20 protein-coding genes are annotated in these 24,331 nt (G+C 72.0%); 9 read left to right on the top strand and 11 right to left on the bottom strand.

Features of this window, described 5'->3' with window-relative positions; translation table 11 throughout:
- Positions 1-97: 97 nt before the first annotated feature.
- Positions 98-1,144, top strand: coding sequence for a LacI family DNA-binding transcriptional regulator (locus tag OIU81_RS27990; RefSeq protein WP_329152171.1), 1,047 nt, complete (start codon positions 98-100; stop codon positions 1,142-1,144).
- A complete protein-coding gene (locus OIU81_RS27985) occupies positions 1,141-2,139 on the top strand; it encodes a carbohydrate kinase family protein (RefSeq protein ID WP_329152170.1) in 999 nt (332 codons plus the stop codon). Before OIU81_RS27990 ends, OIU81_RS27985 begins: the two co-directional genes overlap by 4 nt.
- A 138-nt stretch (positions 2,140-2,277) precedes the next feature.
- Here the strand turns inward: OIU81_RS27985 and uvrA are convergent, their stop codons facing one another.
- Complete coding sequence (gene uvrA, locus OIU81_RS27980) at positions 2,278-5,274, bottom strand: excinuclease ABC subunit UvrA (protein WP_329152169.1); 2,997 nt, start codon at positions 5,272-5,274, stop codon at positions 2,278-2,280.
- Between the two features lie 263 nt (positions 5,275-5,537).
- Entirely contained in the window at positions 5,538-6,263 is a 726-nt protein-coding gene (locus tag OIU81_RS27975; protein WP_329152167.1) for a TetR/AcrR family transcriptional regulator, read from the bottom strand.
- Positions 6,264-6,322: 59 nt separating this feature from the next.
- On the opposite strand from OIU81_RS27975, the gene OIU81_RS27970 reads away from it, so the two are divergent.
- From OIU81_RS27970 to OIU81_RS27960, 3 genes are all read left to right on the top strand, one after another.
- Positions 6,323-7,885, top strand: a complete 1,563-nt coding sequence (locus tag OIU81_RS27970) for an FAD-dependent oxidoreductase (RefSeq protein WP_329152165.1) — start codon at positions 6,323-6,325, stop codon at positions 7,883-7,885.
- A gap of 140 nt (positions 7,886-8,025) precedes the next feature.
- Complete coding sequence (locus OIU81_RS27965) at positions 8,026-8,769, top strand: maleylpyruvate isomerase family mycothiol-dependent enzyme (RefSeq protein ID WP_329152163.1); 744 nt, start codon at positions 8,026-8,028, stop codon at positions 8,767-8,769.
- A 9-nt stretch (positions 8,770-8,778) separates the two neighbouring features.
- A complete protein-coding gene (locus OIU81_RS27960; protein ID WP_329152162.1) occupies positions 8,779-9,435 on the top strand; it encodes an MBL fold metallo-hydrolase in 657 nt (218 codons plus the stop codon).
- An 87-nt stretch (positions 9,436-9,522) separates the two neighbouring features.
- Here the strand turns inward: OIU81_RS27960 and OIU81_RS27955 are convergent, their stop codons facing one another.
- From OIU81_RS27955 to uvrB, 4 genes are all read right to left on the bottom strand, one after another.
- The gene (locus OIU81_RS27955) at positions 9,523-10,506 is read right to left on the bottom strand and encodes a TerC family protein (RefSeq protein WP_329152161.1); all 984 of its coding nucleotides are present in this window, start codon (positions 10,504-10,506) and stop codon (positions 9,523-9,525) included.
- Positions 10,507-10,720: 214 nt separating this feature from the next.
- On the bottom strand, positions 10,721-12,874 hold the full coding sequence (locus OIU81_RS27950; protein ID WP_329152159.1) for a TerD family protein: 2,154 nt from the start codon (positions 12,872-12,874) through the stop codon (positions 10,721-10,723).
- 104 nt (positions 12,875-12,978) lie between these two features.
- Entirely contained in the window at positions 12,979-13,557 is a 579-nt protein-coding gene (locus OIU81_RS27945) for a TerD family protein (RefSeq protein ID WP_329152157.1), read from the bottom strand.
- Between the two features lie 243 nt (positions 13,558-13,800).
- A complete protein-coding gene (uvrB, locus tag OIU81_RS27940) occupies positions 13,801-15,933 on the bottom strand; it encodes an excinuclease ABC subunit UvrB (protein WP_329152155.1) in 2,133 nt (710 codons plus the stop codon).
- A 599-nt stretch (positions 15,934-16,532) separates the two neighbouring features.
- On the opposite strand from uvrB, the gene OIU81_RS27935 reads away from it, so the two are divergent.
- The 3 genes from OIU81_RS27935 (at position 16,533) to OIU81_RS27925 (ending at position 18,689) form a co-directional block, all read left to right on the top strand.
- Positions 16,533-17,417 carry a glycerophosphodiester phosphodiesterase gene (locus OIU81_RS27935; RefSeq protein ID WP_329152154.1) on the top strand — a complete coding sequence of 295 codons (885 nt, stop codon included), beginning with the start codon at positions 16,533-16,535 and terminating at the stop codon, positions 17,415-17,417.
- Between the two features lie 86 nt (positions 17,418-17,503).
- A complete protein-coding gene (locus OIU81_RS27930; protein ID WP_329152153.1) occupies positions 17,504-18,094 on the top strand; it encodes a methylated-DNA--[protein]-cysteine S-methyltransferase in 591 nt (196 codons plus the stop codon).
- A 52-nt stretch (positions 18,095-18,146) separates the two neighbouring features.
- Complete coding sequence (locus OIU81_RS27925; protein ID WP_329152152.1) at positions 18,147-18,689, top strand: DUF1697 domain-containing protein; 543 nt, start codon at positions 18,147-18,149, stop codon at positions 18,687-18,689.
- A gap of 15 nt (positions 18,690-18,704) precedes the next feature.
- On the opposite strand, the gene OIU81_RS27920 is transcribed toward OIU81_RS27925, so the two are convergent.
- The gene (locus OIU81_RS27920; protein ID WP_329152151.1) at positions 18,705-19,166 is read right to left on the bottom strand and encodes a type II toxin-antitoxin system PemK/MazF family toxin; all 462 of its coding nucleotides are present in this window, start codon (positions 19,164-19,166) and stop codon (positions 18,705-18,707) included.
- 136 nt (positions 19,167-19,302) lie between these two features.
- Between OIU81_RS27920 and OIU81_RS27915 the strand changes: the two genes are divergently transcribed.
- Complete coding sequence (locus OIU81_RS27915) at positions 19,303-20,733, top strand: WGR domain-containing protein (RefSeq protein WP_329152149.1); 1,431 nt, start codon at positions 19,303-19,305, stop codon at positions 20,731-20,733.
- Positions 20,734-20,781: 48 nt separating this feature from the next.
- On the opposite strand, the gene OIU81_RS27910 is transcribed toward OIU81_RS27915, so the two are convergent.
- From OIU81_RS27910 to OIU81_RS27895, 4 genes are all read right to left on the bottom strand, one after another.
- Positions 20,782-21,420 (bottom strand): uridine kinase, encoded by a 639-nt coding sequence (locus tag OIU81_RS27910; RefSeq protein WP_329152147.1) that lies wholly within the window; start codon positions 21,418-21,420, stop codon positions 20,782-20,784.
- A gap of 42 nt (positions 21,421-21,462) precedes the next feature.
- Positions 21,463-21,912: a hypothetical protein gene (locus OIU81_RS27905; protein WP_329152145.1), complete on the bottom strand. Its 450-nt coding sequence runs from the start codon at positions 21,910-21,912 to the stop codon at positions 21,463-21,465.
- Between the two features lie 99 nt (positions 21,913-22,011).
- Positions 22,012-22,956: an IclR family transcriptional regulator domain-containing protein gene (locus OIU81_RS27900; protein ID WP_329152141.1), complete on the bottom strand. Its 945-nt coding sequence runs from the start codon at positions 22,954-22,956 to the stop codon at positions 22,012-22,014.
- Positions 22,957-23,109: 153 nt separating this feature from the next.
- Positions 23,110-24,054: a quinone oxidoreductase family protein gene (locus OIU81_RS27895; RefSeq protein WP_329152139.1), complete on the bottom strand. Its 945-nt coding sequence runs from the start codon at positions 24,052-24,054 to the stop codon at positions 23,110-23,112.
- Positions 24,055-24,331: the final 277 nt, after the last annotated feature.

Here is a 24,331-nt window from a genome sequence, read left to right as displayed (position 1 = left end):
TACGTTTGGGCCGTGGGCTCGTAGGGTGGGCACCTCGCGGGACGGGACCGTGCCAGGAGCGGCCCCGGGGCGCCTGACGTACGGGAGCGAGAACCGGATGACGACGATGGCGGATGTGGCGCGGCGCGCGGGGGTGTCCGTCGCCACGGTCTCGCACGTGCTGAACGGGACGAGGCCGGTGCGCCCCGGTACCCGTACCGCGGTACTCGGCGCCATCGACGCGCTCGGCTACACCCACAACACCCTGGCCCGCTCCCTGGTCACCGCCCGCACCCGCTCGATCGGCCTGGCGGTCTCGGCGATCAGCAACCCGTACTTCACCGAGATCCTCCAGGGCGTCGAGGCCGGTGCCCTGGAAGCCGGCTACAGCCTGCTGCTCGCCGACCCGCACGACGACCCGCACCACGAGCGCACGGTCGTCCAGCTGCTGCACGAGCGGCGGGTGGACGGCATGATCGTCGCGCCGTCCGCGGAGCCCGCCGAGATGGTGGCGTATCTGGCCCGGCGCGAGGTGCCCACCGTCTTCCTGGACCGGCTGGTGGGCGACGACCACGACCAGGTGTGCGCCGACAACACCGGCCCGGTGCGTCAGCTGGTGGAGCACCTGGCCGACAGGGGGCACACCCGGATCGGTCTGGTGGCCGGCCTCCCCGGGCTGAGCACGACCACCGAGCGCATCCAGGGCTACCGCGAGGGACTGCGCGCCCGCGGGCTGCCGTTCGTCCCCGAACTCCTCGCCGGCGGCAACTCCGAGGCGGCGGGCGCCCACGACGCCACCCGGCAGCTGCTCGCCGCGCCGACGCCGCCCACCGCGCTCGTCACGGCCAACAATGCGATGACCATCGGCGCGCTCCGGGCGCTGCGCGAACGGGGCCTGGAGGTGCCCCGCGACCTCGCCCTCGCCTGTTTCGACGACTTCTCGTGGGCCGACCTGTTCACGCCCCGGCTGACCGTGATCGCCCAGCCCAGCAGGGAGATCGGGGCGGCGGCGGTCCGGCTGCTGCTGGCGCGCCTGGAGCGGCCGGACCGGCCGCCGCGCACCGTCCGCCTCCCCTGCGCCTTTGTGCACCGCACCTCGTGCGGCTGCGCCGAACCCGCCCCGGCCGCGCCCCCGGCCGCCCAGGAAAGGAACCGCACCCCGTGATCGTCGTCGCCGGCGAGGCACTGATCGACCTCGTCCCCAGTCCGCAGCAGCCCTCCCCGGACCGGCCGGGCGAGAGGGCCGCCGCCACCCCGGACGGCCGGCTTCCGGCGCTGCAGCCGCAGCGCGGCGGCGGCCCGTACAACACCGCGGTCGCGCTGGGGCGGCTGGGCTCGCCCGCCGCGTTCTGCTCCCGCGTCTCCACTGACGCCTTCGGTGCGGCGCTGCTGCACGGGCTGCACCGCAGCGGTGTGGACACCTCGCTGGTGCAGCGCGGCAGTGAGCCGACCACCCTCGCCGTGGCCGACATCAGCCCGGACGGGTCGGCGGGCTACGGCTTCTACTCCGAGGGCACCGCCGACCGGCTCTTCACCCTGCCGCCGGCGCTGCCCGGCGCGGTCCGTGCACTGTCCCTGGGCACCTGCTCGCTCGTGCTGGAACCGGGGGCGAGCGCCTATGAGTCCCTGCTGCGCCGCGAGGCCCGGCGCGGTGTCTTCACGGCGCTGGACCCCAACATCCGGGCCGGTCTGATCTCCGACCCGGCCGCCTACCGGTCCCGTTTCCGCGCCTGGCTCCCGGATCTCGCCCTCCTGAAGCTGTCGGAGGAGGACGCCTTGTGGCTGGCGGGAGCCGAGGACGCAGCGGACGGCGGCTGGGAGGCGGTCACCGCGGCGGCGAAGGAGTGGCTGGACGCGGGGCCCGCGGCGATCGTCCTGACCCGCGGCGGGGACGGTCTGACGGTGCTGACGCGGGGCGGCGGCGCGGTGTCGGTCCCCGGCGAACGGGTCGAGGTCGTCGACACCATCGGCGCCGGTGACACGGTCAACGCCGCCTTGTTGCACCGCCTGGACGCCCATGGCGCCCTCTCGTACGCCGCCGTCTCCGCGCTCGGCGACGACGACTGGCGCGACATCCTGCGGTTCGCCGCCCGCGCGGCCGCCGTGACCTGCTCCCGCGCGGGCGCGGAACCGCCGTTCGCCGCGGAGATGGCGCTGTAAGAGGTGGCTGCGGAGCAGAGGGCGGCGCAGGAGGTGTGGCGGGCGCTCATCGGGGGCCCGCCGCCGTCTGCCGCGACGGGCCGCCACCGCCCCTGGGGAGCGCGGTGACGGCCCGTTCCGGGAACGTTCTCGCCGGCGTCAGGTCCGGCGTGCCCGCGCCGTCGTCTTCGTGGCGGCGGTCTTCTTGGCCGCGGTCTTCTTCGCGGCAGCCTTCTTGGCGGGGGCCTTCGCCGCGGCGGCCTTCTTGGCCACCGGCTTCTTGCCGGACGCCGCCGCCGGGGCGGCATCGCTGACCCGGCCGCCGAGGATCTCCCGCAGGAACTTGCCGGTGTGGCTGGCGGGGATCGACGCCACCTCCTCCGGCGTGCCCTCGGCGACGACCAGACCGCCGCCGTTGCCGCCCTCGGGGCCCATGTCGACGACCCAGTCCGCGGTCTTGATCACATCGAGGTTGTGCTCGATGACGATCACCGTGTTGCCCTTGTCGACCAGGCCGGACAGCACATTGATCAGCTTGCTGATGTCGTCGAAGTGCAGACCGGTGGTCGGCTCGTCGAGGACATAGACCGTGCTGCCCGTGGAGCGCTTCTGGAGCTCGCTGGCGAGCTTGACGCGCTGTGCCTCACCGCCGGAGAGCGTCGGCGCGGACTGCCCGAGCCGGACGTACCCGAGGCCGACCTCGTGGAGCGTCTTGAGGTGCCGGGCGATGGTCGGCACCGCCTCGAAGAAGCTCAGCGCCTCCTCGATGGGCATGTCCAGCACCTCGGCGATGGACTTGCCCTTGTAGTGGACCTCCAGCGTCTCCCGGTTGTAGCGCGCCCCGTGACAGACCTCGCACGGCACATACACATCCGGCAGGAAGTTCATCTCGATCTTGATGGTGCCGTCGCCGGAACAGTTCTCGCAGCGGCCGCCCTTGACGTTGAAGGAGAAGCGTCCCGGCAGATAGCCGCGGACCTTGGCCTCCATCGTCTCCGCGAAGAGCCTGCGGACATGGTCGAAGACGCCGGTGTAGGTGGCCGGGTTGGAGCGCGGGGTGCGGCCGATCGGCGACTGATCGACATGGACGACCTTGTCCACGAGATCGTCGCCGGCCACCCGGGTGTGCCGGCCCGGCACCGACTTGGCGCCGTTCAGCTCGCGTGCGAGGTGGGTGTAGAGGATGTCGTTGACCAGCGTCGACTTGCCGGAGCCGGAGACTCCGGTGACGGCGGTGAACACCCCGAGCGGGAAGGAGACGTCGATGTCGCGGAGGTTGTTCTCCTTCGCGCCGTGCACCGTCAGCCGGCGCGCCGGGTCGGCGGGCCGCCGGATGTCCGGGGTCGCGATGGACTTCTTGCCGGACAGATACTGGCCGGTGATCGACTCCTCGGTGGCCAGCAGCTGCTTCATCGGGCCGCTGTGCACGACCCTGCCGCCGTGCTCGCCCGCGCCGGGGCCGATGTCCACGACCCAGTCCGCGATCTTGATGGTGTCCTCGTCGTGCTCCACGACGATCAGGGTGTTGCCCATGTCGCGCAGCCGCACCAGGGTCTCGATGAGCCGGTGGTTGTCGCGCTGGTGCAGACCGATCGACGGCTCGTCGAGGACGTAGAGCACACCCACCAGGCCGGAGCCGATCTGGGTGGCGAGGCGGATGCGCTGGGCCTCGCCACCGGAGAGGGTGCCGGCCGCGCGGTTGAGCGAGAGGTAGTCCAGGCCGACGTCGACCAGGAACTTCAGCCGCTCGTTGACCTCCTTGAGGACCCGCTCGGCGATCTTCTTCTCGCGTGCGTCAAGCACCATCTCCCGCAGGAAGTCGGCGCAGTCGCTGATGGACATGGCCGCGACCTCGGCGATCGACTTCTGCTGGACCGTGACGGCGAGGACGATCGGCTTGAGCCGGGTGCCCTCACAGGTCGGGCAGGGCACTTCGCGCATATAGCCCTCGAAGCGCTCCCGGCTGCTGTCGCTCTCCGCCTCGGAGTGCCGCCGCTTGACGAACGGCACGGCTCCCTCGAAGGGGGTGGTGTAGGCCCGCTGGCGGCCGTACCGGTTGCGGTAGCGCACCTCGATCTGGGTCTTGTGGCCGTTCAGCAGCGCCTTCTTGGCGCGGGCCGGCAGCCCGGCCCAGGGGATGTCCGTACGGAACCCGAGGGCGTCCGCCAGCGCGCCGACCAGGCGGCCGAAGTACTCCTTGGTGTGGCCGTGCGACCAGGGGTGGATCGCTCCCTCGTCGAGGGAACGGTCCTCGTCGGGGATGATCAGCTCGGGGTCGACCTCCATACGCGTGCCGATGCCGGTGCAGTCCGGGCAGGCGCCGAAGGGCGAGTTGAAGGAGAAGGAGCGGGGCTCCAGCTCCTCGAAGGAGAGATCGTCGTAGGCGCAGTACAGATGCTCCGAATACATCCGCTCGCGCTGCGGGTCGTCCGCGTCCAGGTCGACGAAGTCGAGGATGACCATGCCGCCGGAGAGCCCGAGGGCGGTCTCGACGGAGTCGGTCAGCCGGCGCTTGGCGGTCTCCTTGACGGTGAGGCGGTCGACGACCACCTCGATGGTGTGCTTCTCCTGCTTCTTCAGCGTCGGCGGCTCGGAGAGCTGGATCGTCTCCCCGTCGACCCGCGCCCGGCTGTAGCCCTTGGACTGGAGGTCGGAGAAGAGATCGACGAACTCGCCCTTGCGCTCGCGCACCAGTGGGGAGAGCACCTGGAAGCGGCTGCCCTCGGGGAGTTCGAGCACCTTGTCGACGATGGCCTGCGGCGACTGCCGGGCGATCGGCCGCCCGCACTCGGGACAGTGCGGCTTGCCGATACGGGCGAAGAGCAGGCGGAGGTAGTCGTAGACCTCGGTGATCGTGCCGACCGTCGAGCGCGGGTTGCGCGAGGTCGACTTCTGGTCGATCGACACCGCGGGGGACAGGCCCTCGATGAAGTCCACATCGGGCTTGTCCATCTGCCCGAGGAACTGCCGGGCGTAGGAGGAGAGCGACTCGACATAACGCCGCTGCCCCTCGGCGAAGATCGTGTCGAAGGCGAGCGAGGACTTGCCCGACCCGGAGAGCCCCGTGAAGACGATGAGGGAGTCGCGGGGGAGGTCGAGCGAGACATTCTTGAGGTTGTGCTCGCGAGCGCCACGGACGATGAGACGGTCGGCCACGCCGGTCGGCACCTTTCTTGGAAGGGGGCGGGGGCCGCGGCCCTGCGTCCGCCGCGCGGTGGGTGAGCAGAGGCGACGGAGCGGAAGAGCCCCCGCCCCAGAGTAGGGGGCCCGCCGCGGCACTGTCGTTGGGATGCCACGCACGAGCTTATAGCACGCGCATTCGATTTTGAGAGGCCGCAAGCCCTCTTCACCCGAACGTGTGGCGGCCGCACAATCTTCCCGCCCCGCCCGCACGCCCGTACGCTGCGGAAACGCTCCCGTCAGGCGAAGGCGGGCAGCGCCCGCTCCAGCACATCGAACGTACGCCGCAGCGCCTCCGCCTGTTCAACGGCCACCTCGTCCGCGGGGTCACCCCCGAGCTGTCGCGCCACGGCGTCGGCACCGGCCGCCCGCACCCCCGCGACGATCAGCGCCGCGGCCAGCCGGGCGTCCTGACCGGGCCGGCCGGCCTCGCCGCCCGCGGCCTCCGCGAGCACCCCGGCGAGGGCGCCCTCCATCTCCTCGACCGCCTCGCGGCCCCGCGCCCGCAGCGCCGGGGAGTCCAGCACCGTGCGCCAGAAGTGCGCGAACCCCTCCCCCACCGCGGCCAGCGGATGCCGCTCCGCCACGAGCCCGAGCACCAGCGCGCGCAGCGCGGCGAGCGGCGACTGGTCCGCCCCGCGCTCCCGGACGGCGCGGGTGATCAGCTCCCGCGCTTCGGGGATCCGGTCCAGGAAGAGGTCCTCCTTGCGCGGGAAGTAGTTGAAGACCGTCATCGTCGAGACCTCGGCGGCCCGGGCCACCTCGGCGACCGTGACGTGGTCGAAGCCGCGCTCGAGGAAGAGCAGCGTGGCCTCGCCGGAGATCCGCTGCCGGGTCTGCAGCTTCTTGCGTGCGCGCAGCGTCAGCCGCCCGTCCTCCTTGGTGAAGCCGGTCTCCCCCCGCAGGGCGCCGGCCCGCTCCCCGTCCGTCGTCCGCGCGCCGCCGCGCCGCTCCTCTTCCGCCATGGCCGGAATTCTAGCTAATTTTTAGCCGCCATAATTTTTTAGTCACTACACTCACGCCCATGCATCATGACGCAGACGTAGTAGTGGCAGGGGGCGGCCCGGTGGGGCTGATGCTCGCCTGCGAACTCGCACTGGCCGGTGTCCCGGTCATCGTCCTGGAACGGCTGACCGAGGTGGACACCACGATCAAGGCGGGGGCGATCAACACCCCCACCGCCGAGGCCTTCTACCGCCGCGGGATGCTGCCCGCACTGGCCGAGGCACAGCGCACCGCCCTCGGGTTGTTCGACACGTTCGCGCGCGCCCACCGGGCCGCCGGCGGTTCCGCCCCGGTGCGGCAGCCGCCGAGGTTCGCCGGGCATTTCGCGGGCATCATGCTGCGCGGCGACCTGCTGGACGCGTCCGATCCGGACTTCGAGGGCCCCGGACCCGCCGGCGAGGTCGGTCTCGTGGCGCAGGCGGACCTGGAGCGGCTGCTCCACGCCCGTGCCGCCGAACTCGGGGTGGACCTGCGCCGCGGCACCACCCTGACCGGGTTCGACGCCGGTGCGGACGGCGTGCACGTGCACACCTCGGACGGGTCGCTGCGCACCGGCTGGCTGGTGGGCTGCGACGGCGGCCGCAGCACGGTCCGCCGGCTCGCCGGCTTCCCGTTCCCCGGCACGGCGCCCGAGATCACCGGCCGGCAGGCCCTGGTGGAGCTGACCGGCGCCGAGGCGCTGGGAGTCGGGTGGCACTGGACAAAGACCGGGACCTACGCCCACGGCCCGCTGCCCGGCCGGCTCCTCACCGTGGAGTTCGACGGACCGCCGGCGGACCGCGAATCCCCCGTCACCGCCGAGGAGTTGGAGGCCTCCCTGCGGAGGGTGTCCGGGGTGTCGGACGTGCGGATCCACAAGGTGCTCACGGCGACCCGGTTCACGGACAACGCGCGTCAGGTGCCCGACTACCGCTCGGGGCGGGTGCTGCTGGCCGGTGACGCGGCGCATGTGCACGCGCCGTTCGGCGGCCAGGGGCTGAACCTCGGCATCGGCGACGCGCTGAACCTCGGCTGGAAGCTCGCCGCCACGGTGCGCGGCCGGGCACCGGAGGGGCTGCTCGACACGTACACGGCCGAGCGGCACCCCCTGGGCGCGTGGGTACTGGACTGGACCCGGGCCCAAGTGGCGCTGATGCGGCCGGAGTCGCACGCCCGGGCGCTGCGCGGAGTGATCGCCGAACTGGCCGGAACGGTCACCGCCACCACGTTCTTCGCCAAGAAGATCTCCGGCGTCCAGCAGCACCACGACCTGCCCGGCGACCATCCGCTGACCGGCCGCAGCGCCCCCGACCTGGAGTTCTCCGACGGCACCCGGCTGGCGGACCATCTGCACGACGGTCAGGGGCTGTTGCTCGACCTCACCGGGGACGCCGGGGTGCGCCGGCGCGCGACGGGATACGGCTCCCGGATACGGCTGCTGCGTGCGCACTGCCCCGGGCGGCCCGGTCTGGCCGGCCTCCTGGTACGGCCGGACGGCTGCACCGCCTGGGCGGCGGACTCCCCCGGCGGACCGGACACGGGCGACGAGCTGACGGCCGCGCTGCGGCGCTGGTTCGGCACGCCGGACGACGGGGCGGCCTGACCGCCGCGGGCGGCCCGGCGGCCCGGCGGCTCGGCGGCCGGCCGTCACGCCCCGCCCGCCCCGGCTGTCCCGCCCCCGCGTACGCCCCGATCGGCGCCGGCGGACTCCCGCACACGCCCCGGCGGCGCTAGCGTCGGACCATGACCCTCAACCTGCCTGACTTCCCCCGCGATGTGGCAGCCGTCCGCGAGGCCACCGGCCGACTCATGGCCTCCGTGCGCACGCTCGACGACGCGGCGCTCGCCGAGCCGTCGCTGCTCGCCGGCTGGACCCGCGGCCATGTCCTGGCCCATCTGGCACGCAACGCGGACGCCCTGGGCAACCTCCTGACCTGGGCGCGGACGGACGTGCGGACGCCGATGTACGCGAGCCCCCAGGCACGCGAGAGCGACATCGAGCGGGGCGCCGCCCGCCCGTTGGCGGCGCATCTGGCGGACCTCGAGGAGACGGCGGCACGCTTCGACGCGGCGATGGAGGCGCTGCCCGCGGCGCGCCGGTCGTTCGAGGTCGAGATGCGCAACGGCGTCGTCGAGCGGGCCGACCGGCTGCCGCTGCGCCGGCTGACGGAGGTCGAGCTGCACCGCATCGACCTCGGCATCGGCCACACCGTGGACCAGCTGTCGCCCGCGTTCGTCGACAGCGAGCTGGCCTTTCTGTGCACGGTCAAGTTCGCGGGCCACCCGGAGCTGCCCGCGCTGGAGCTGCGGGCCGACGAGGGCGGCCGGTGGCGCACCGGCCGGTCGGACCCCGCTCCGGGCGGCGGGGCCGCGCCGGTGGTCGTGACGGGCCCGGCGACGGCGCTGGTCGGCTGGCTCACCGGACGCGGTGACGGCGGCAAACTCGACAGCCATGGCTCCGGCCTGCCCGCCGTACCGCCGCTCTAGAGTGGTCCCATGGGCTACAGCGGAGCAGTGAAGGTCGGCGGACCGGCCGACGTGCACGAGCTGACCGACCTGATGATCTCGAAGGTCGCGGTCGGTCCGATGAACAACAACGCCTATGTGCTGCGGTGCCGGGCGACCGATGAGCAGTTGCTGATCGACGCAGCCGCCGAGCCGCGCACTCTTCTCGCCCTGATCGGTGACAGCGGAATCTCCTCCGTGGTCACCACGCACCGGCACGGTGACCACTGGGGCGCGCTGCGCGAGGTGGTCGATGCGACGGGTGCGCGGACGTATGCCGGGCGGTACGACGCCGAGGGCATCCCCGTCCCCACGGAGGTACTGGTCGACGACGGCGACACCCTCACCGTCGGTCGGGTCGAGCTGACCGCGCGTCATCTGGTCGGGCACACCCCGGGCAGTATCGCGCTGGTCTACGACGACCCGCACGGCGCCCCCCATCTGTTCACCGGGGACTGCCTGTTCCCCGGCGGCGTCGGCAACACCTTCGGCAGCGCCGAGAACTTCGTCCGCCTGATCGACGATGTGGAGCGCGAGCTGTTCGACCGGCTGCCCGACGAGACCTGGGTCTATCCGGGCCACGGCAACGACACCACGCTCGGTGCGGAGCGGCCGCAACTCGCGCAGTGGCGCGAGCGCGGCTGGTAGGCGAGAGGCGACAACCGGACGGCGCCCGGCCCGCTCCCCTCGGAGCGGGCCGGGCGCCGTCGTGGCGTACCGCGCCGGGCGGCGGCCTCAGACGCCGCTGTTCTCCTTGACCGCCGTCTCGCCGCCCGCTTGCTTCTTCGAGGCGCGCAGGCTGGTGATCGTGGTGACGATCAGCACGGCGCAGATGACGCCCAGCGAGACCGGAATGCTGATCTCCGGAACGGGCACCCCGGACTCGTGCAGCGCATGCAGCACCAGCTTGACCCCGATGAACCCCAGGATGATCGACAGGCCGTACGAGAGGTGGACCAGCTTCTTCAGCAGTCCGCCGATCAGGAAGTACAGCTGCCGCAGACCCATCAGGGCAAAGGCGTTGGCGGTGAAGACGATGTACGGGTCCTGGGTCAGGCCGAAGATCGCCGGGATCGAGTCCAGCGCGAAGAGGACGTCGGTGGTGCCGATCGCCAGCATGACGATCAGCATCGGCGTCATCAGCCGCTTGCCGTTCTCGACGATGAACAGCTTGGTCCCGTGGTACGTGTCGGTCGACGGGAAGCGCTTCTCGACCATCTTCAGGAAGCGGTTCTCCTCGAACTCCTCGTCCTCCTCCTCGGCGCGCGCCTCCTTGATGAGCTTCCACGCGGTCCAGATGAGGAACGCGCCGAAGAGGTAGAACACCCAGGAGAAGTTGGCGATGATCGCGGCGCCGGCACTGATGAAGCCGGCCCGCAGCACCAGCGCGATCAGCACACCCACCAGCAGCACCCGCTGCTGGTAGATCGCCGGGACCGCGAACTTCGCCATGATCAGGACGAAGACGAAGAGGTTGTCGACGCTCAGGGACTTCTCGGTGATGAATCCCGCGAAGAATTCACCGGCCGGTGCGGTGCCGCCGAGCAGCAGCAGCCCGAGGCCGAAAAGCGTGGCGAGCGCGATCCAGACACCGGTCCAGATTCCGGCCTCCTTGAGGGAGACCTCGTGCGGTTTGCGGCCGCCGATGAAGAAATCGGCGGCGATCAGGACACACAGACCAAGAATGGTCAGCGCCCACAGGGTAGGGGAAACGTCCACTGCTCCTCCGGCAGATTCGTACGGCACTCACAGCGTCGTCGCTGCCGGAGGTCTCTTCCACCCCGCCGCCCCTCGAGGGGCGGGACCGACGCCCCGGGATCTCGTCACACTCGCAATCCGTGATGACGGGTACGTCGCGTAGGAATACTCCCCTCCGCACAAAGAAGCGTAAAGGAAACCCAATGAATAGTAAAGAGAAAGGTAAAGTCGCAGGTCAGGATGGCCGCCGGGCGCCTGCGACCCGCTCCAGCGTCTGCCGCACCACCTGACTGCCCTTCGGGGCGAGCAGGGGTTCGTACGTCCAGGCATGGCCGACCCAGGGGTCGGCGAGGTGGGCATCGGGGACCGGGGTGATCCGCAGCAGGGAGCGCCACAGCGGGTCCAGGACCGGGCCGTACTCCCGGGCCTGGGCGCGGTCGGCGACCATCAGGAGATGCACCCCGACGGCCGGCCCCTCGTCGGCCAGATAGCGGAGCAGGGTGAGGGCGCGGTCGTCGAAGCCGTGCGGGAAGTCGTGCACGATCAGCAGCTGGTCGGCGGGGTCGAGGTCCGGCGGCAGCGCATCGGCGGCGCGGTGGCGGACGGCCATCTGCACCAGCTCGACCCGCCGTGTCAGGTCTTCCAGGACCGAGGCCACCCCCTGGGCGCCGGGCACCGGGAGGGCGGGCAGCACGCCGCTCTCCACCAGGGGCGCGAGCGCGGGCGCCGCGGTACCGGCCGGGTCGATGACCTGGACCGCGAAGTCGCCGGGCGGGTGGACGGCGAGCAGTCGGGCGGCGAGCGCGACGGCGGTCTCCATGGCCAGGCGGCGCAGTTCGGCCTCGTCGGGCGGCCCGTCCGTGAGCGCGCTGCCCAGCTCCCGCCGGCCGACCTCCCGCTCGGGGTCGGGGCGGCCAGGGTGGGCCCGGACATCGGGTCCGCTGTCGATCCACAGCCCGCGCTCCAGGGGGAGGCGTACGAGCATGGGAATGCGCAGGTCCAGGACCTCCGGGAGGTGGAGATCGCCCAGGCGCACCGCCATCGGCCGCTCCTGGGAGGCGTGGTGGCCCTGCCATACGGGGCTGTCCCAGCGGGCGAAGGCCGGCGGCAGTGCGGGCTCCACGACCTCCGACTCGGCCACGAGCTGGCCCAGATCGCGGTCGAGGGCGGCACGGGCCCGGGTCAGGAGGGTGGCGTGCCGGTCGCGGGCGGTGGCACGGGCGGCATCGGCGGCCGTACCGAGGCGGTTGCGCGGGTCGGCGAGGGCCTTGTCGAGCTCCTGCTCCAGACGGGACCGGGCGAAGTCGGCGGCGCTGCGGTAGGCGGCGACCGAACGGGCCAGGTCCTCGAACATGCCCCAGACCTGGTTGTAGAGCCGCTCCTCCATGCTCCAGCCGGCGGCATCCCCGGCCACCGGCAGCGGGGGGCCGTCGGGTGTGGCGGGGCCGTCGGCCGGCGGGGTTGCGGGGGACGGGGTTGCGACGGACGGGGCGGGGTCGGGTGGCGCGGGGGTGGCGCGGCGCCGCGGGTGCCGGTAGTCGACGGGGGCGCCGGCGGGCGGGACGGGGGCGGCCTCGGTACCGGTCGAGGCTGCGGCTCCGGATGCGGCTCCGGATGCGGCTGCGGCTGCGGCGCCGGCATCGGCCGTGGGCGGCGCCGGGGGGCCGTCTCCGTGGGCGGCTCCGGCTCCCGTTCCGTGTGCCGAGGCTGCCGGGTCGTCAGATGCCGTGCGGTGCACGGGGGACGGCCGGTCGCCGGCGGGCGCGGCGGCCGGGCCGGTACCGGACTGTTCGCACCGGGCCGCCGCCACGGGGGCGGGCGCGGGGAGCGCGCGGGCCTGCCCCAGGCCGACCGCCTGCTCGATCTCCGCGGCCAGTTCCGCCGCCTGCGGCAGCCCCTGGTCGTGCAGCATCGCCGGGAGGCCACCTTCGTAGCCCTGGCCCACGGCACGCACCTTCCAGGTGCCCTGCCTGCGGTAGAGCTCCAGGGCGACGACGGCGGACTCGGGGCCCAGGCCGGTCACGGTGTAGCGCGCGAGGGCGGTGCCGTCGAGGCCGGTGACCGCGACGGAGGGCGCGGCGGCCGCGCCGAAGGCGGTCAGCGCACCGATCCCGCTGGGCAGCGCCAGCAGCACGCTGACCCGGTGGACGGCCCCGGGCAGCGCGTCGAGATCCACCGCGATGCGGTGCTCGGCGGCCGCCTGGCGGGGAACCTCGATCCCGGTACGCCGGGGCGCGCCCGGATGCGCGACCGCCTCGTTACCGGAGAGCCTGCCGTGTGCGTCGCCGAGCATGACCCCGGCGACGACGGGACCGCCCGCCGCCACCCGGATCTCCACCCGCGTCCGGTCCAGCGGATGGTTCTGCCCCCGGACCAGCTCGGCCGTCATCAGTCTTCCCCCTGCTTGTCGTGGCGCGTTCCCGGCCGGCTTCCGGGCGGCGGACCGGAGCGCCCGGGGCGGCGCGGCCCGGTGCGCGCTGCCGCGGTGTGTGGCTACAGGTGCGGCAGGATCGCCGGCACGAGGTCCTGGAAGGTACGGCCGACGGAGGGCTCACCGATGGCGGTCATCTGCCAGCCGTCGCCCACCCGGTGCACCTTGGACATGACCTGTGCGGTGTAGTCGCCGCCGCCCGTGAGGGTGTAGCGGGCCAGCTCCTCGCCGGTGGTCTCGTCCACCAGACGGCAGAAGGCATCCTGCACCTCGGCGAAGGTCTGGCCGGTGAAGGAGTTGACGGTGAACACGATCTGGTCGATGTGCACCGGCACCCGCGCCAGGTCCACCAGGATCGCCTCGTCGTCACCGCCCTTGCCCGCACCACCGACCAGGTTGTCGCCGGTGTGCCGGACCGCGCCGTCATCGCTGGTCAGGTGCTGGAAGAAGACGACATCTATGGGCTTCTTCTCGGCGAACAGCACCGCCGAGGCATCGAGGTCGATCTCACTGGTCCGCCTTCCGAACAGCCCGCGGCGCGGCGCCGAACGCCATCCCAGCCCCATCCGCACCGCGGTCAGGCTTCCTCCGTCGGACTTCTCCAGGCTGATGCCCTGTCCCTTGGCCAAATTGACCGACACGCGCCGTCCCCTCTCTGTACTGTCCCCGCCCAGCTTTCCGGCGGCCCCTTCGACCCTATGCACGCCGACGTGCCGAAAGCGGCTGTGGCTCGCCTTTTGTGGCGCTTCTGCAACACACCGGGAACCGCTGGGCACACCCCGTTCACTTGCGGTGATGCCCCGCTCAGGCGGATACGGCCCCGTCCGGACGGACCGGCCGGGCGCCGCCCCTTGGCTCACTCACCCTCAGCTGACGCCGCCCCGCTACTTCACCCCGGCCTCCCTCATTTGCCGCAGCTCCTTCTTCAGTTCGCCGACCTCGTCGCGGAGCCTGGCGGCGACCTCGAACTGCAGCTCGGCCGCGGCGGCCCGCATCCGCTCCGTCATCTCCTCGATGAGCTCGGCCAGTTCGGCGGCGGGACGGTCCGTCAGTGCCGCCGCTTCCTTGCCGCCCTTGCCCTTCGCGGCCTTGGCCCCCAGCGCCGGGACCGGTGCCTTGCCCTTGGTGTCCTTGGCCTCCGCGCCCTGGCGGTACCCCGTGCCCAGCAGCTCCCGGGTGTCGATCTCCTCCCGGGCGATCGTGGCGACGATGTCGCCGATCTTCTTGCGGAGCGGCTGCGGGTCGATGCCGTTCGCCTTGTTGTAGGCCAGCTGCTTCTCCCGGCGGCGGTTGGTCTCGTCGATGGCCTTCTCCATCGCCCGGGTGACCTTGTCGGCGTACATGTGCACCTGGCCGGAGACATTGCGCGCCGCGCGTCCGATGGTCTGGATGAGCGCCGAACCGGACCGCAGGAAGCCCTCCTTGTCGGCGTCCAGAATGGCCACCAGGGAGACCTCGGGGAGGTCGAGGCCCTCCCGCAGCAGGTTGATGCCCACCAGGACGTCGTACTCACCCGCTCGCAGCTCGCGCAGCAGCTCCACACGCCGCAGGGTGTCCACGTCGCTGTGCAGATAGCGGACCTGGATGCCGAGCTCGAGGAAGTAGTCGGTGAGGTCCTCGGCCATCTTCTTGGTGAGGGTGGTGACCAGGACGCGTTCGTTCTTCTCGGTGCGCGCACGGATCTCGTGCACCAGGTCGTCGATCTGCCCGTCGGTGGGCTTGACCACCACCTCCGGATCGACCAGACCGGTCGGACGGATGATCTGCTCCACGAAGCCGTCCCCGCGGGCCAGCTCGTACGGGCCCGGGGTCGCGGACAGATACACCGTCTGCCCGATGCGCCCGAGGAACTCTTCCCACTTCAGCGGCCGGTTGTCCATGGCCGACGGCAGCCGGAAGCCGTGCTCGACGAGGGTGCGCTTGCGGGAGGCGTCGCCCTCGTACATGGCGCCGATCTGCGGGACCGTGACATGCGACTCGTCGATGACCAGGAGGAAGTCGTCCGGGAAGTAGTCGATGAGGGTGTGGGGCGCGGAACCGGGCTCGCGGCCGTCCATGTGCATGGAGTAGTTCTCGATGCCCGAGCAGGAGCCGATCTGACGCATCATCTCGATGTCGTACGTGGTGCGCATCCGCAGCCGCTGGGCCTCCAGCATCTTGCCCTGCTTCTCCATGGTGGCGAGGCTGTCCGCCAGCTCGGCCTCGATCCCGGCGATGGCCCGCTCCATCCTCTCCGGCCCCGCGATGTAGTGGCTGGCCGGGAAGATGTACAGCTCCTGGTCGTCGGTGATCACCTCGCCGGTGAGCGGGTGGAGGGTGGACAGCGCCTCGATCTCGTCGCCGAACATCTCGATCCGCACGGCCAGCTCTTCGTAGACCGGGAAGATCTCGATGGTGTCGCCCCGCACCCGGAAGGTGCCGCGGGTGAAGGACACGTCGTTGCGGGTGTACTGGATGTCGACGAAGCGGCGCAGCAGCTGGTCGCGGTCGAATTCGTCGCCGACCTTCAGCGGCACCATCCGGTCGACGTACTCCTGCGGCGTACCGAGGCCGTAGATGCAGGACACCGAGGCGACGACGATGACATCACGCCGGGTGAGCAGCGAATTCGTGGCGGAGTGGCGCAGCCGTTCGACCTCCTCGTTGATGGAGGAGTCCTTCTCGATGTACGTATCGGACTGCGGGACGTACGCCTCGGGCTGGTAGTAGTCGTAGTAGGAGACGAAGTACTCGACGGCGTTGTTCGGCAGCAGCTCGCGGAATTCGTTGGCGAGCTGGGCCGCGAGGGTCTTGTTGGGCGCCAGGACGAGCGTCGGGCGCTGCAGCTTCTCGATCATCCACGCGGTGGTCGCCGACTTGCCGGTACCCGTGGCGCCCAGCAGGACGACGTCCTTTTCACCCCCGCGGACGCGCTTCTCCAGTTCGGCGATGGCCGCCGGCTGGTCGCCGCTGGGCTGGTAGGGGCTGACGACCTCGAAAGGCGCCACCGTGCGTTCGATCTTTGATACGGGCCGCATGGGATCCACCGTACGACCCTGCACTGACAACCGATGCGAGTAGCGCCCTGACCTGCGTCTTTGCAGGATGAGGGAAGCCTCCCGCGAGGGCCGGCGGGGCCCGGCCGGCGCGGGGCGGCGGACAGCGCGGCGCGTTCTGCGTTCGCCGCGGAGTGGCGCGGCCCCGGCCGCAGCACGCCGCCGGGGCCGGGGCCGACGCCGGGCACCCGGCAGACCGCCCGGTCCGGGACCGGTCGCACCGCGGCCCGGTTCCGTGATCCCGGGGGCGGGTCCGCGAGCCGACCGCGCCGGGCCGGCCTGCGGGGTGTTCGACCAAAACCGTTCAGAAGCACGACGGGTGACGCATCATCGGTCAAGATGCGCGGATGCCGTGGCTCCGGCAAGTTGGACGGCGTCGGGGCGTACGTCTGTCGCAGAGCTGATCCAGGCGACCTGCAACTGCGCGACGCTCCGGCACGGAACCCCGGCCACGTCCCGTTCAGCACCCGGCCACCGCACCACCGCCTGCCGCTACGGCCCGGCTGCGAGCCTCCGTCCGTCCGACCCCGGTACACGTCACTTCACGTCAGTTCACGTCCATGACGTCACGAGGAGTCCGTATGCGTATCCGCCCCGTCGCCACCGTCGCCGCCGGTGCGCTCCTGGGTCTGTCCGCGCTCGTCCTCTCCCCGGCCGCCCAGGCCGCGCCGCACGGACACCCTCCGGTGATGGTCGCCCACCGCGGTGCCGCGTCGTACGCCCCCGAGAACACGCTCGCCTCGATCGACGCCGCCGCCCGGCTCGGGTTCGAATGGGTCGAGAACGATGTCCAGCGCACCAAGGACGGCGAGCTGGTCATCCTCCATGACAGCTCGCTCGCCCGGACGACCAACGTGGAGCAGGTCTTTCCCGACCGGTCCCCGTGGAACGTGTCGGACTTCACGCTCCGCGAGATCGAGAAACTGGACGCGGGCAGCTGGTTCGGAGCGAAGTTCAAAGGGGAGCGGGTGCCGACCCTCGAGGACTACATGGACGAGGTCGAGCACAACGACCAGAGCCTGCTGATGGAGCTGAAGTCCCCGGAGCTCTACCCGGGCATCGAACGGGAGACCCTGCGGGAGCTACGCGGCGCGGGGTGGCTGAACAGCGCGCACCTCAAGGACCGGCTGGTCATCCAGAGCTTCAACGCGGATGCCATCAAGACGGTGCACAGGCTGCAGCCGGAGGTCAGGACGGGCTTCCTCGGCAATCCGTCCGTCGCCGACCTCCCGAAGTTCGCGAAGTACTGCGACCAGATCAACCCCGTCCACACCGCGGTCACCCGGGACTACGTGGCCGCCGTCCACGGTCTGAAGGGCCCGCACCGCCGGCCGCTGGACCTGTACACCTGGACCGTCGACGACCCGGCGACCGCGGTCAAGGTCGCCGGCCTGGGCGTCGACGGCATCATCAGCAACAAGCCCGACGTGGTGCGGGCCGCCGTGGGAGGCGAGGACGACGACTGACGTCCGGGCGGGCGCGGGGCGGGGCCGGCGGCCGGTGCCGGTCCGTTCCCGGCCGCGTTGTCAGTGGTGCGTCCTACCCTGAACAGGTGACGCACGAAGAGCAGGATTCCCCGCCGGCGGCCGCGCCGGACGCGGCACCGGAGACGACCCGGCGCGACTGGGCCTGGACGCGGCTGGAGACGCCCATCGGTCCGCTGCTGCTCGCCGCGACCGGCACGGGCCTGGTCCAGGTCGTCTTCCATGCCGACGCGCGCACGGCCCGCCGCGCGCTGACCCCTCTGGAGCAGCTCTTCGGCGGGCCGCCGCTCACCGGCATACCGCATCTGGCGACGGCCGTCTCCGAGCTGTCCGCCTATTTCGCCGGCGGGCTGCGGACCTTCACCGTCCCGCTGGACTGGTCGCTGTCCTCCGGGTTCTCCGCCCGTGTCCTGCGGATCCTGGCCTGCGATGTCCCCTATGGCGGCGTCGTCGGCTATCAGGATCTCGCCGACCGGGTCGGGGAGCCGGGCGCGGCCCGCGCGGTGGGCGCCGCGATGGGCTCCAACCCGCTGCCGGTGATCGTGCCCTGCCACCGTGTGGTGGCCAGTGACGGCGGGATCGGCGGTTTCGGCGGGGGTCTGGAGACCAAGCGCCTGCTGCTGGCCCTGGAAGGTGTGCTGCCCGCTCCGCTCTTCTGATTCCGTCCGTCGTCCGTCCGCCCCGAGTCCGGCTCCCACGAATGGCAGTGTCATGTCCCGTCAGATCGCTCTGCTCCGCGGCATCAACGTCGGCGGACACAACTCCTTCCCCAAGGCCGGACAGCTGGAGCTGGCCGAGTCCCTGGGCCTGAAGGACGTCTCGGTCCTGCTGCAGACCGGCAATATCGTCTTCGCCGACCCCGGTACGCCGCCGGAGGAGACGGCCCGGATGCTGCACGACCGGATCGCCGCCGAGCTCGGGCTGACGGTGCCGGTCGTGGTCCGGACGGCCGAGGAGCTGGCCGCCGCCGTCGCCGCGAATCCGTTCCCGCAGGCCGTGCCGGAGCCCAAGACCCTCCATGTGACGTTCCTGTCGGACGTGCCGGCCGACACCTCGCGACTGGACGCGCTCGACCCGGCGGCGTTCGCGCCCGATCAGTACCGCCTGATCGGGCGCGAACTGTATCTGTGGTGCCCCGGTGGCACCGGGCGCTCCAAGCTCGCCGAGACCGTGAGCCGCGCCCGGCTCGGGGTGACGGCCACCGCCCGTAACTGGAACACCGTCAGCAAGCTCCTGGCCCTGGCGGAGGCCTGACCCCGGGGGCGGCCGTCAGCGCCAGCCGTAGCGCTCGCGCAGCCGGTTGACGACGAGGTTGAAGCGGCCGCGGTCCAGTGCGCAGGCCTCGCGCCGCATCCCGGCCGGATGCACCCGCAGCACCCGGTCCACGGCCACCCAGGAGTCGCGCCCCGCGCGGTCCCACGGGCCGGCGCCCAGGGGCACCCATTCCCGGTCGTTGTGGTGGCCCTTGCTGGACAGCTGCACGGCCAGCAGCGTTCCGCCCGCCTCACGGGCGACGACCAGCACCGGACGGTCCTTGCCGCGGCCGTCGTTCTCCTCGTAGGGCACCCAGGTCCACACGATCTCTCCGGGATCCGGGTCGCCGTCGGGGTCGGGCGCATAGGTCATGGTCACGGTACCGATGGAGCGCGGCTGCGCCTCCACGGTCGCGGCCGGCCCCTGACTGCCGGGCAGCGCGTCGGGCTCATCGGGTGCGTTGAATGAAGTCGTCACGCGCTCACGCTAACCGCCGTCGCGAACGCGCTGATCAGCGGCCCGCGATCGGCGTTCCATGATCCGTTGTCAGTGGTCGGCCGTACGGTTTTTTCCGCGGGGGACGGCCGTGGGGCCGCCCGGGGAGGGGAGCACCATGTCCGAGGGCAGGACATATCTGGAACTGTCGCAAGAGGGCGGCGGTGCCCCCAAGTTCTACGAGGTGACGGTGCGGGGCACGGTGGTCTCGGTGCGCTACGGACGGATCGGCGCCGGCGGCCAGCAGCAGACCTCGACGTTCCCGACGGGGGAGAAAGCGCGGGCCGCGGCCGCGCGGAAGATCGGCGAGAAGGTCCGCAAGGGCTACGCACCGGCGGTACAGGGACAGCGGTCCGCCCGCCCGGTGACACGGCGCCAGGTCACCTCCACGCCCTCGACGGCCCGCGCGGTCGCACCGGTGCTGTGGCGCTTTCGCACCGGCGCGTCGGCGTTCGGCATCCATGTCGCGGAGGACCGCTGCTGGGTCGGCAATCAGCACGGCGACGTCTACACCCTGGGTCACGACGGCGAGGTACTGGCGCACTATCAGCTGCCCGACGGCGTCAAGTGCCTGGTGGCCGACGACTTCTGGATCTACGCCGGCTGTGACGACGGAACGGTCTACGACCTCTCGTCGAAGGTCCCCTTCGCCGCCTATGACATCGCCCCCGATGTCGACATCTTCTGGCTGGACATCCGCGAGGGCGTCCTCCATGTCGCCGACCGCGACGGCGGGCTGACGGTCATCGACCACGAGGACGAGTTCCAGTGGTCACGGCGCAGCGCGGGCGCACACGCCTGGATGGTGCGGCGGGACGAACGCGCCGTCTACCACGGCCACCACCGCGGGGTGACGGCCTACCGCGCCGACGGCAGCCGCGAGTTGTGGCACACACCGACCAACGGTGCGGTGCTGTTCGGCTGGCAGGAGGACCATGCGGTGTACGCCGGCACCGACCGGCGCGTGGTCCAGCGGCTGGCCAAGGACGATGGGACGCCGGAAGCCACCTACCGGTGCGACACGGTGGTCTACTCCTGCGCGACGGCTCCCGGCGGCCGCTATGTCTTCGCGGGTGACTCGGCCTCTTCGGTGTACTGCTTCGCCGCCGACGGCACCCGCCTGTGGAAGCTGGGCACCGGCGGCGGATCGGCCCTGTCGATGCAGTATCTGGACGAGAAGCTGTACCTGGTCACCACCGACGGGTCCCTGGTGTGTGTGGACGCGAGCGACGCCGCCGTCACCGCCGCCCGGTCGGGCACGGTGCCTCTCGCCCGGGAGGTGAAGTCGGCCGCCGCGCTGCCGACATACACCCCGTCGGCCTCGGTGCGGACGGTGGCCGCGGCCGACGCCTCGGGGATCGTGGTGGAGTGCGTGCAGGAGGGCGGCCGGCTGCGGGTCCATGTCGTCTCCGGCGGTCATGACCCCGCCTGGAACGTGCAGTTCCCGCGCCACATCCGCCGGGCCGGGGCGCGGTTTGCCGTCGATGATCTGGCGGCGGCCCCGGGCGGCTTCTACCGCGTCCGCGGGGAGATACGGCAGCTCGTTTGAGTCCCGGGCGACCGGGCCGGACGGGCGTCCAGGGGCCGGACCGGGCGCTCAGGACGTCCCGTTCCAGGCCGGGCGCCGGGGGTCGTCGGCACGTACGACGATGTCCGCCGCCTCCTCGGGCCGGGTCTCGGCCTCGTAGCGTGCGAACGCGGGCAGCGTCCAGCGCTCGCTCTCCGGGGTGCGGCGGGCGAGCGCGGCGGGTGACAGTTTCAGATGCACCGAGAGATCGAAGGGAAACCAGTGACCGAGCAGCAGCGGGCCGTGCAGCAACAGGACACCGCCGTGCGGAAGTTCGACGTATCCGCTGCGGGTCGCCCGGTCCGCGACCGGATCCCACAGATCGGGCAGCACCCGCCCGCTGCCACCCGGGTCCAGCGGCTGGAACACCTCGCGCCACAGTGCCTGCCGGTCGAACCACTCGTCGTGGAAGGCGTCGGGATCCTCACGGCCGTATTCGAGCCGCAGCGAGGCCGGGCGCAGAAAGCCGAAGGTGCCGGCCTTGTGCACCGCCCGCCCCCGCATCCGCAGCGCCTCGGCGAGCCGGCCGGCCAGATCGCCCGGCGAGGCCGCGGGTGCCCCGTCCACGGCCACCCGCAGCCAGGGGCTCCCGTCCTTCGCCGGCATCGCCACGAGGCGCTCGGCGAGCGCGTCGGTGAGCCGTTCCCAGGTGATCGCTTCGAGCCGCACCCCGCCATTCTGCCCGGACCCGCGGCGCGAGGGCGCCCCGTGTCAGCCGGGCGGCGGCGGGTTCGGCCCGGTGGTGAAGTCGAGGCGGGAGATGACGCCCGCCTGGATCACCGGACTGAGCTGTACCCCGCCGCTGACGGTGTTGTGCAACTCCCCCACGGTTCCGCGCTCCTTCTCGGGAGCCACCTCGTCGAGCAGCGCGCGCAGTTCGGCCGCCGCGGCCGGGTCCTCGCTCAGCAGCCGCCGCAGTCGCAGCCGCCAGGCCGCGGCCACCTCGGCCGCCCCGCTCTCGTCGCCCTCCTGCCGGGCCGCCGCCAGATCGGCGCGCGAGGCCTCCAGCTCACCGGCGAGGGCCTCCTCGTCGTCCGTGCCCCGGTGCCGGGCGAGGAAGACCGCCATTCTGCGGCGGACCGCCGTCCAGCCGTCCGTCGCCATCTGCTGCACCAGCGCCGTCGCCCCCGCCGTGGCGAGCGCCGCCAACTCCGGTTCCATCAGACCTCCCTGGGTGCCATCGGTCCGTCCTCGGGCGGCAGGTGCCGCGGGGCCGAGGCGAACGGGTTCATGGGCGGGCCGGCGGCCCGGCGCCGTGGTTCAGGCCTGGTTCGCGGACGGCCGGGCGGCTCCGTAGCGGCTGAGGACGGCGGCCGCCTCCTTCGTCGCCTCGATGACGCTGTCGGGGGCCACCGGCATGACGGACTTGAGCTTGAGGAGCAGCACCGCTCCCATGATGGAACCGTCCCACATGATCGGCGCCGCGCAGGAGTTCCATCCGGCCATGCACTCCTCGTACCCCAGGGCATGGCCGAGATCGCGCACCTCCGCGAGCGAGGCGACCAGCGCGTCGTTGTCCCGGTAGACGCCCGGTCCCGCCTGGTCGGGCACGGGCTCGGCCAGCACCCGCTGCTGCAGCACCTCGGGCAGGTAGGCGAGGATCGTCCGCCCGGAGGCCCCGGTGCGCAGGGAACGCGTCACGGACAGCACATCGCGCGGCGTCATTCCCAGCTCCGCGAGATCGGAGTCGCCGACGGCCATGTCGACGCACTGACGCTGCGCGCCGGAGAAGGGCGCCACCATGTAGAGGAAGGCCAGCCCCCCGTCGGTGACCTTCCGCAGCTCGCGCAGCACGGTCTGGGCGCCGTCGAGCCGGTGATCGAGCGCGGTGAAGGCGAGCTGGGCGGCCGAGGTCCGCAGCCGGTAGAGGCCGCGGTCCACCCGCTCGAAGATCCGCTGGTAGATGCCGGACTGCAGGATGCGGTAGACGACGGAGTCGTCCAGGCCGGTGAACTCGGCGATCTCACCGGGCCCGTGTGCGCAGCCGCCAAGTTCGGCGAACGCCGTCTGCACGAGGAAGACCCGCTCGGCATGGCCGGATCCCGACGTCCGGGAGCCCGCGGACGACGCACCCTTGGCTACCTGGCGCGGCTTCTTGGCGTGGCCCGCGGTCCCCGGCGCCCGGGCGGTGGTGCCCGAAGCGGGGTCGGGTGCGGTGGCCGAGGCCGAGGCCGACGGTCCCGAGGCTGTGGTGCGTTGGCCCATGGTGTGCTCTCTCCCCTGACAATGATCCGCGCCCGAAGGCGCACGGCTTGTACGGCGCGAGCCGGTCCCCCCGTCGCCCGTGGTTGCCGACGGCCGGCCCCGGCGTCGGCTCCCGCAGCCGTTCTGCCCGTCGGGCGCCCCGGGCTACCGGAATTATCGGGCGACCTCGAGCGCCAGTTTCCCGGTCGGGGTACGGGCAGCCAGCTCGCGGTGCGCCCGCGCCGCCTCACCCAGCCCGTGGACGGCGCCGGTGAGCGGCGTGAGGCTGCCGTCGGCGACCGCGTCGAACAGGGCCCGCATGGACGTCGGCAGTGCCGTACGGTCCGCGTAGAGCTGCGGCAGCCAAAAGCCCGAGACGGTGATGCTCCGCTCCATCAGCTCCCGGGTGGGCACGCTCGCCAGCTCGCCGCCGGCGAACCCGTACACGGCCAGCCGGCCGCGCGACGCGACGGCGGCGAGGGTCCGCTCGAAGGTGGCCCCGCCGGTCATCTCCAGCGCCGCCGCGACCGGGCCGCCGGCCGCGTCCAGGATGCGCTCGGTCAGGTCCTCGGCGGTCGAGTCGACCACCGCGTGGGCGCCCAACTCCTCGGCCAGCTTGCGCTTTTCCGGGGAGCTGGCGAGTCCGATGACCCGGGCCCCGGCGTGCGCGGCGAGCTGGACGGCCAGCGAGCCGACACCGCCCGCCGCGGCCGGCACGACGACGGTCTCGCCCCGGGTGAGGCGCAGCGAGGTGAAGAGCAGATGCCAGGCGCTGTTGCCCTGCAGCGCCAGGGCGACGGCCTGTGCGTCGCTGATGGCGTCGGGCACGTCCCAGGTGACCCGGCGGTGCAGCAGCGCCCGCTCCGCGTAGCCGCCGCCGCGGCACAGCCCGACGACGCGCCGGGTGCCGTCCACCGTCCCCACGACCTCGTTGCCGGGTACGTACGGCAGCTCGACGGGCGCGAGGTAGGAGTCCTCCCGTACGTGCACATCCGCGTAGTTGACACCGGCCAGGGCGACCTCGACCAGCGAGTGGCCGCCGCGGGGCGCGGGTTCGGGAACGTCCTCGAGCCGCAGCACGTCCGGACCGCCGAATTCTCGCATCACAATCGCGCGCACGACTCTCCCTCGGGTTCTCCACTGCGGTGCCCGCACAGGGTAGGCAGGCCGGTCGGGCACCCGCGGTCATCCGATCATTTCGCGCCAACCATGAGAGGCTTCCGGCACCATCACCCTTCTCCTGGTGAAATTTTTCGCCCTGCTTTCTCGCGACGCGAGAAAGCACCGCAGCGTTTTCCGCCCATTGCGCCGGTTTGCATCGGGTCTACCCCCCGGTACTCCCCGGGTGGCTGCCACGCGTCTCTCGTGCACACCCGGCTGTCGGATGTGATCGCCG

The organism is Streptomyces sp. NBC_01454, assembly GCF_036227565.1.
GTDB lineage: Bacteria > Actinomycetota > Actinomycetes > Streptomycetales > Streptomycetaceae > Streptomyces.
The sequence above is the reverse complement of the archived record's forward strand: the minus strand, read 5'-3'. Positions and strand labels throughout refer to the sequence as shown.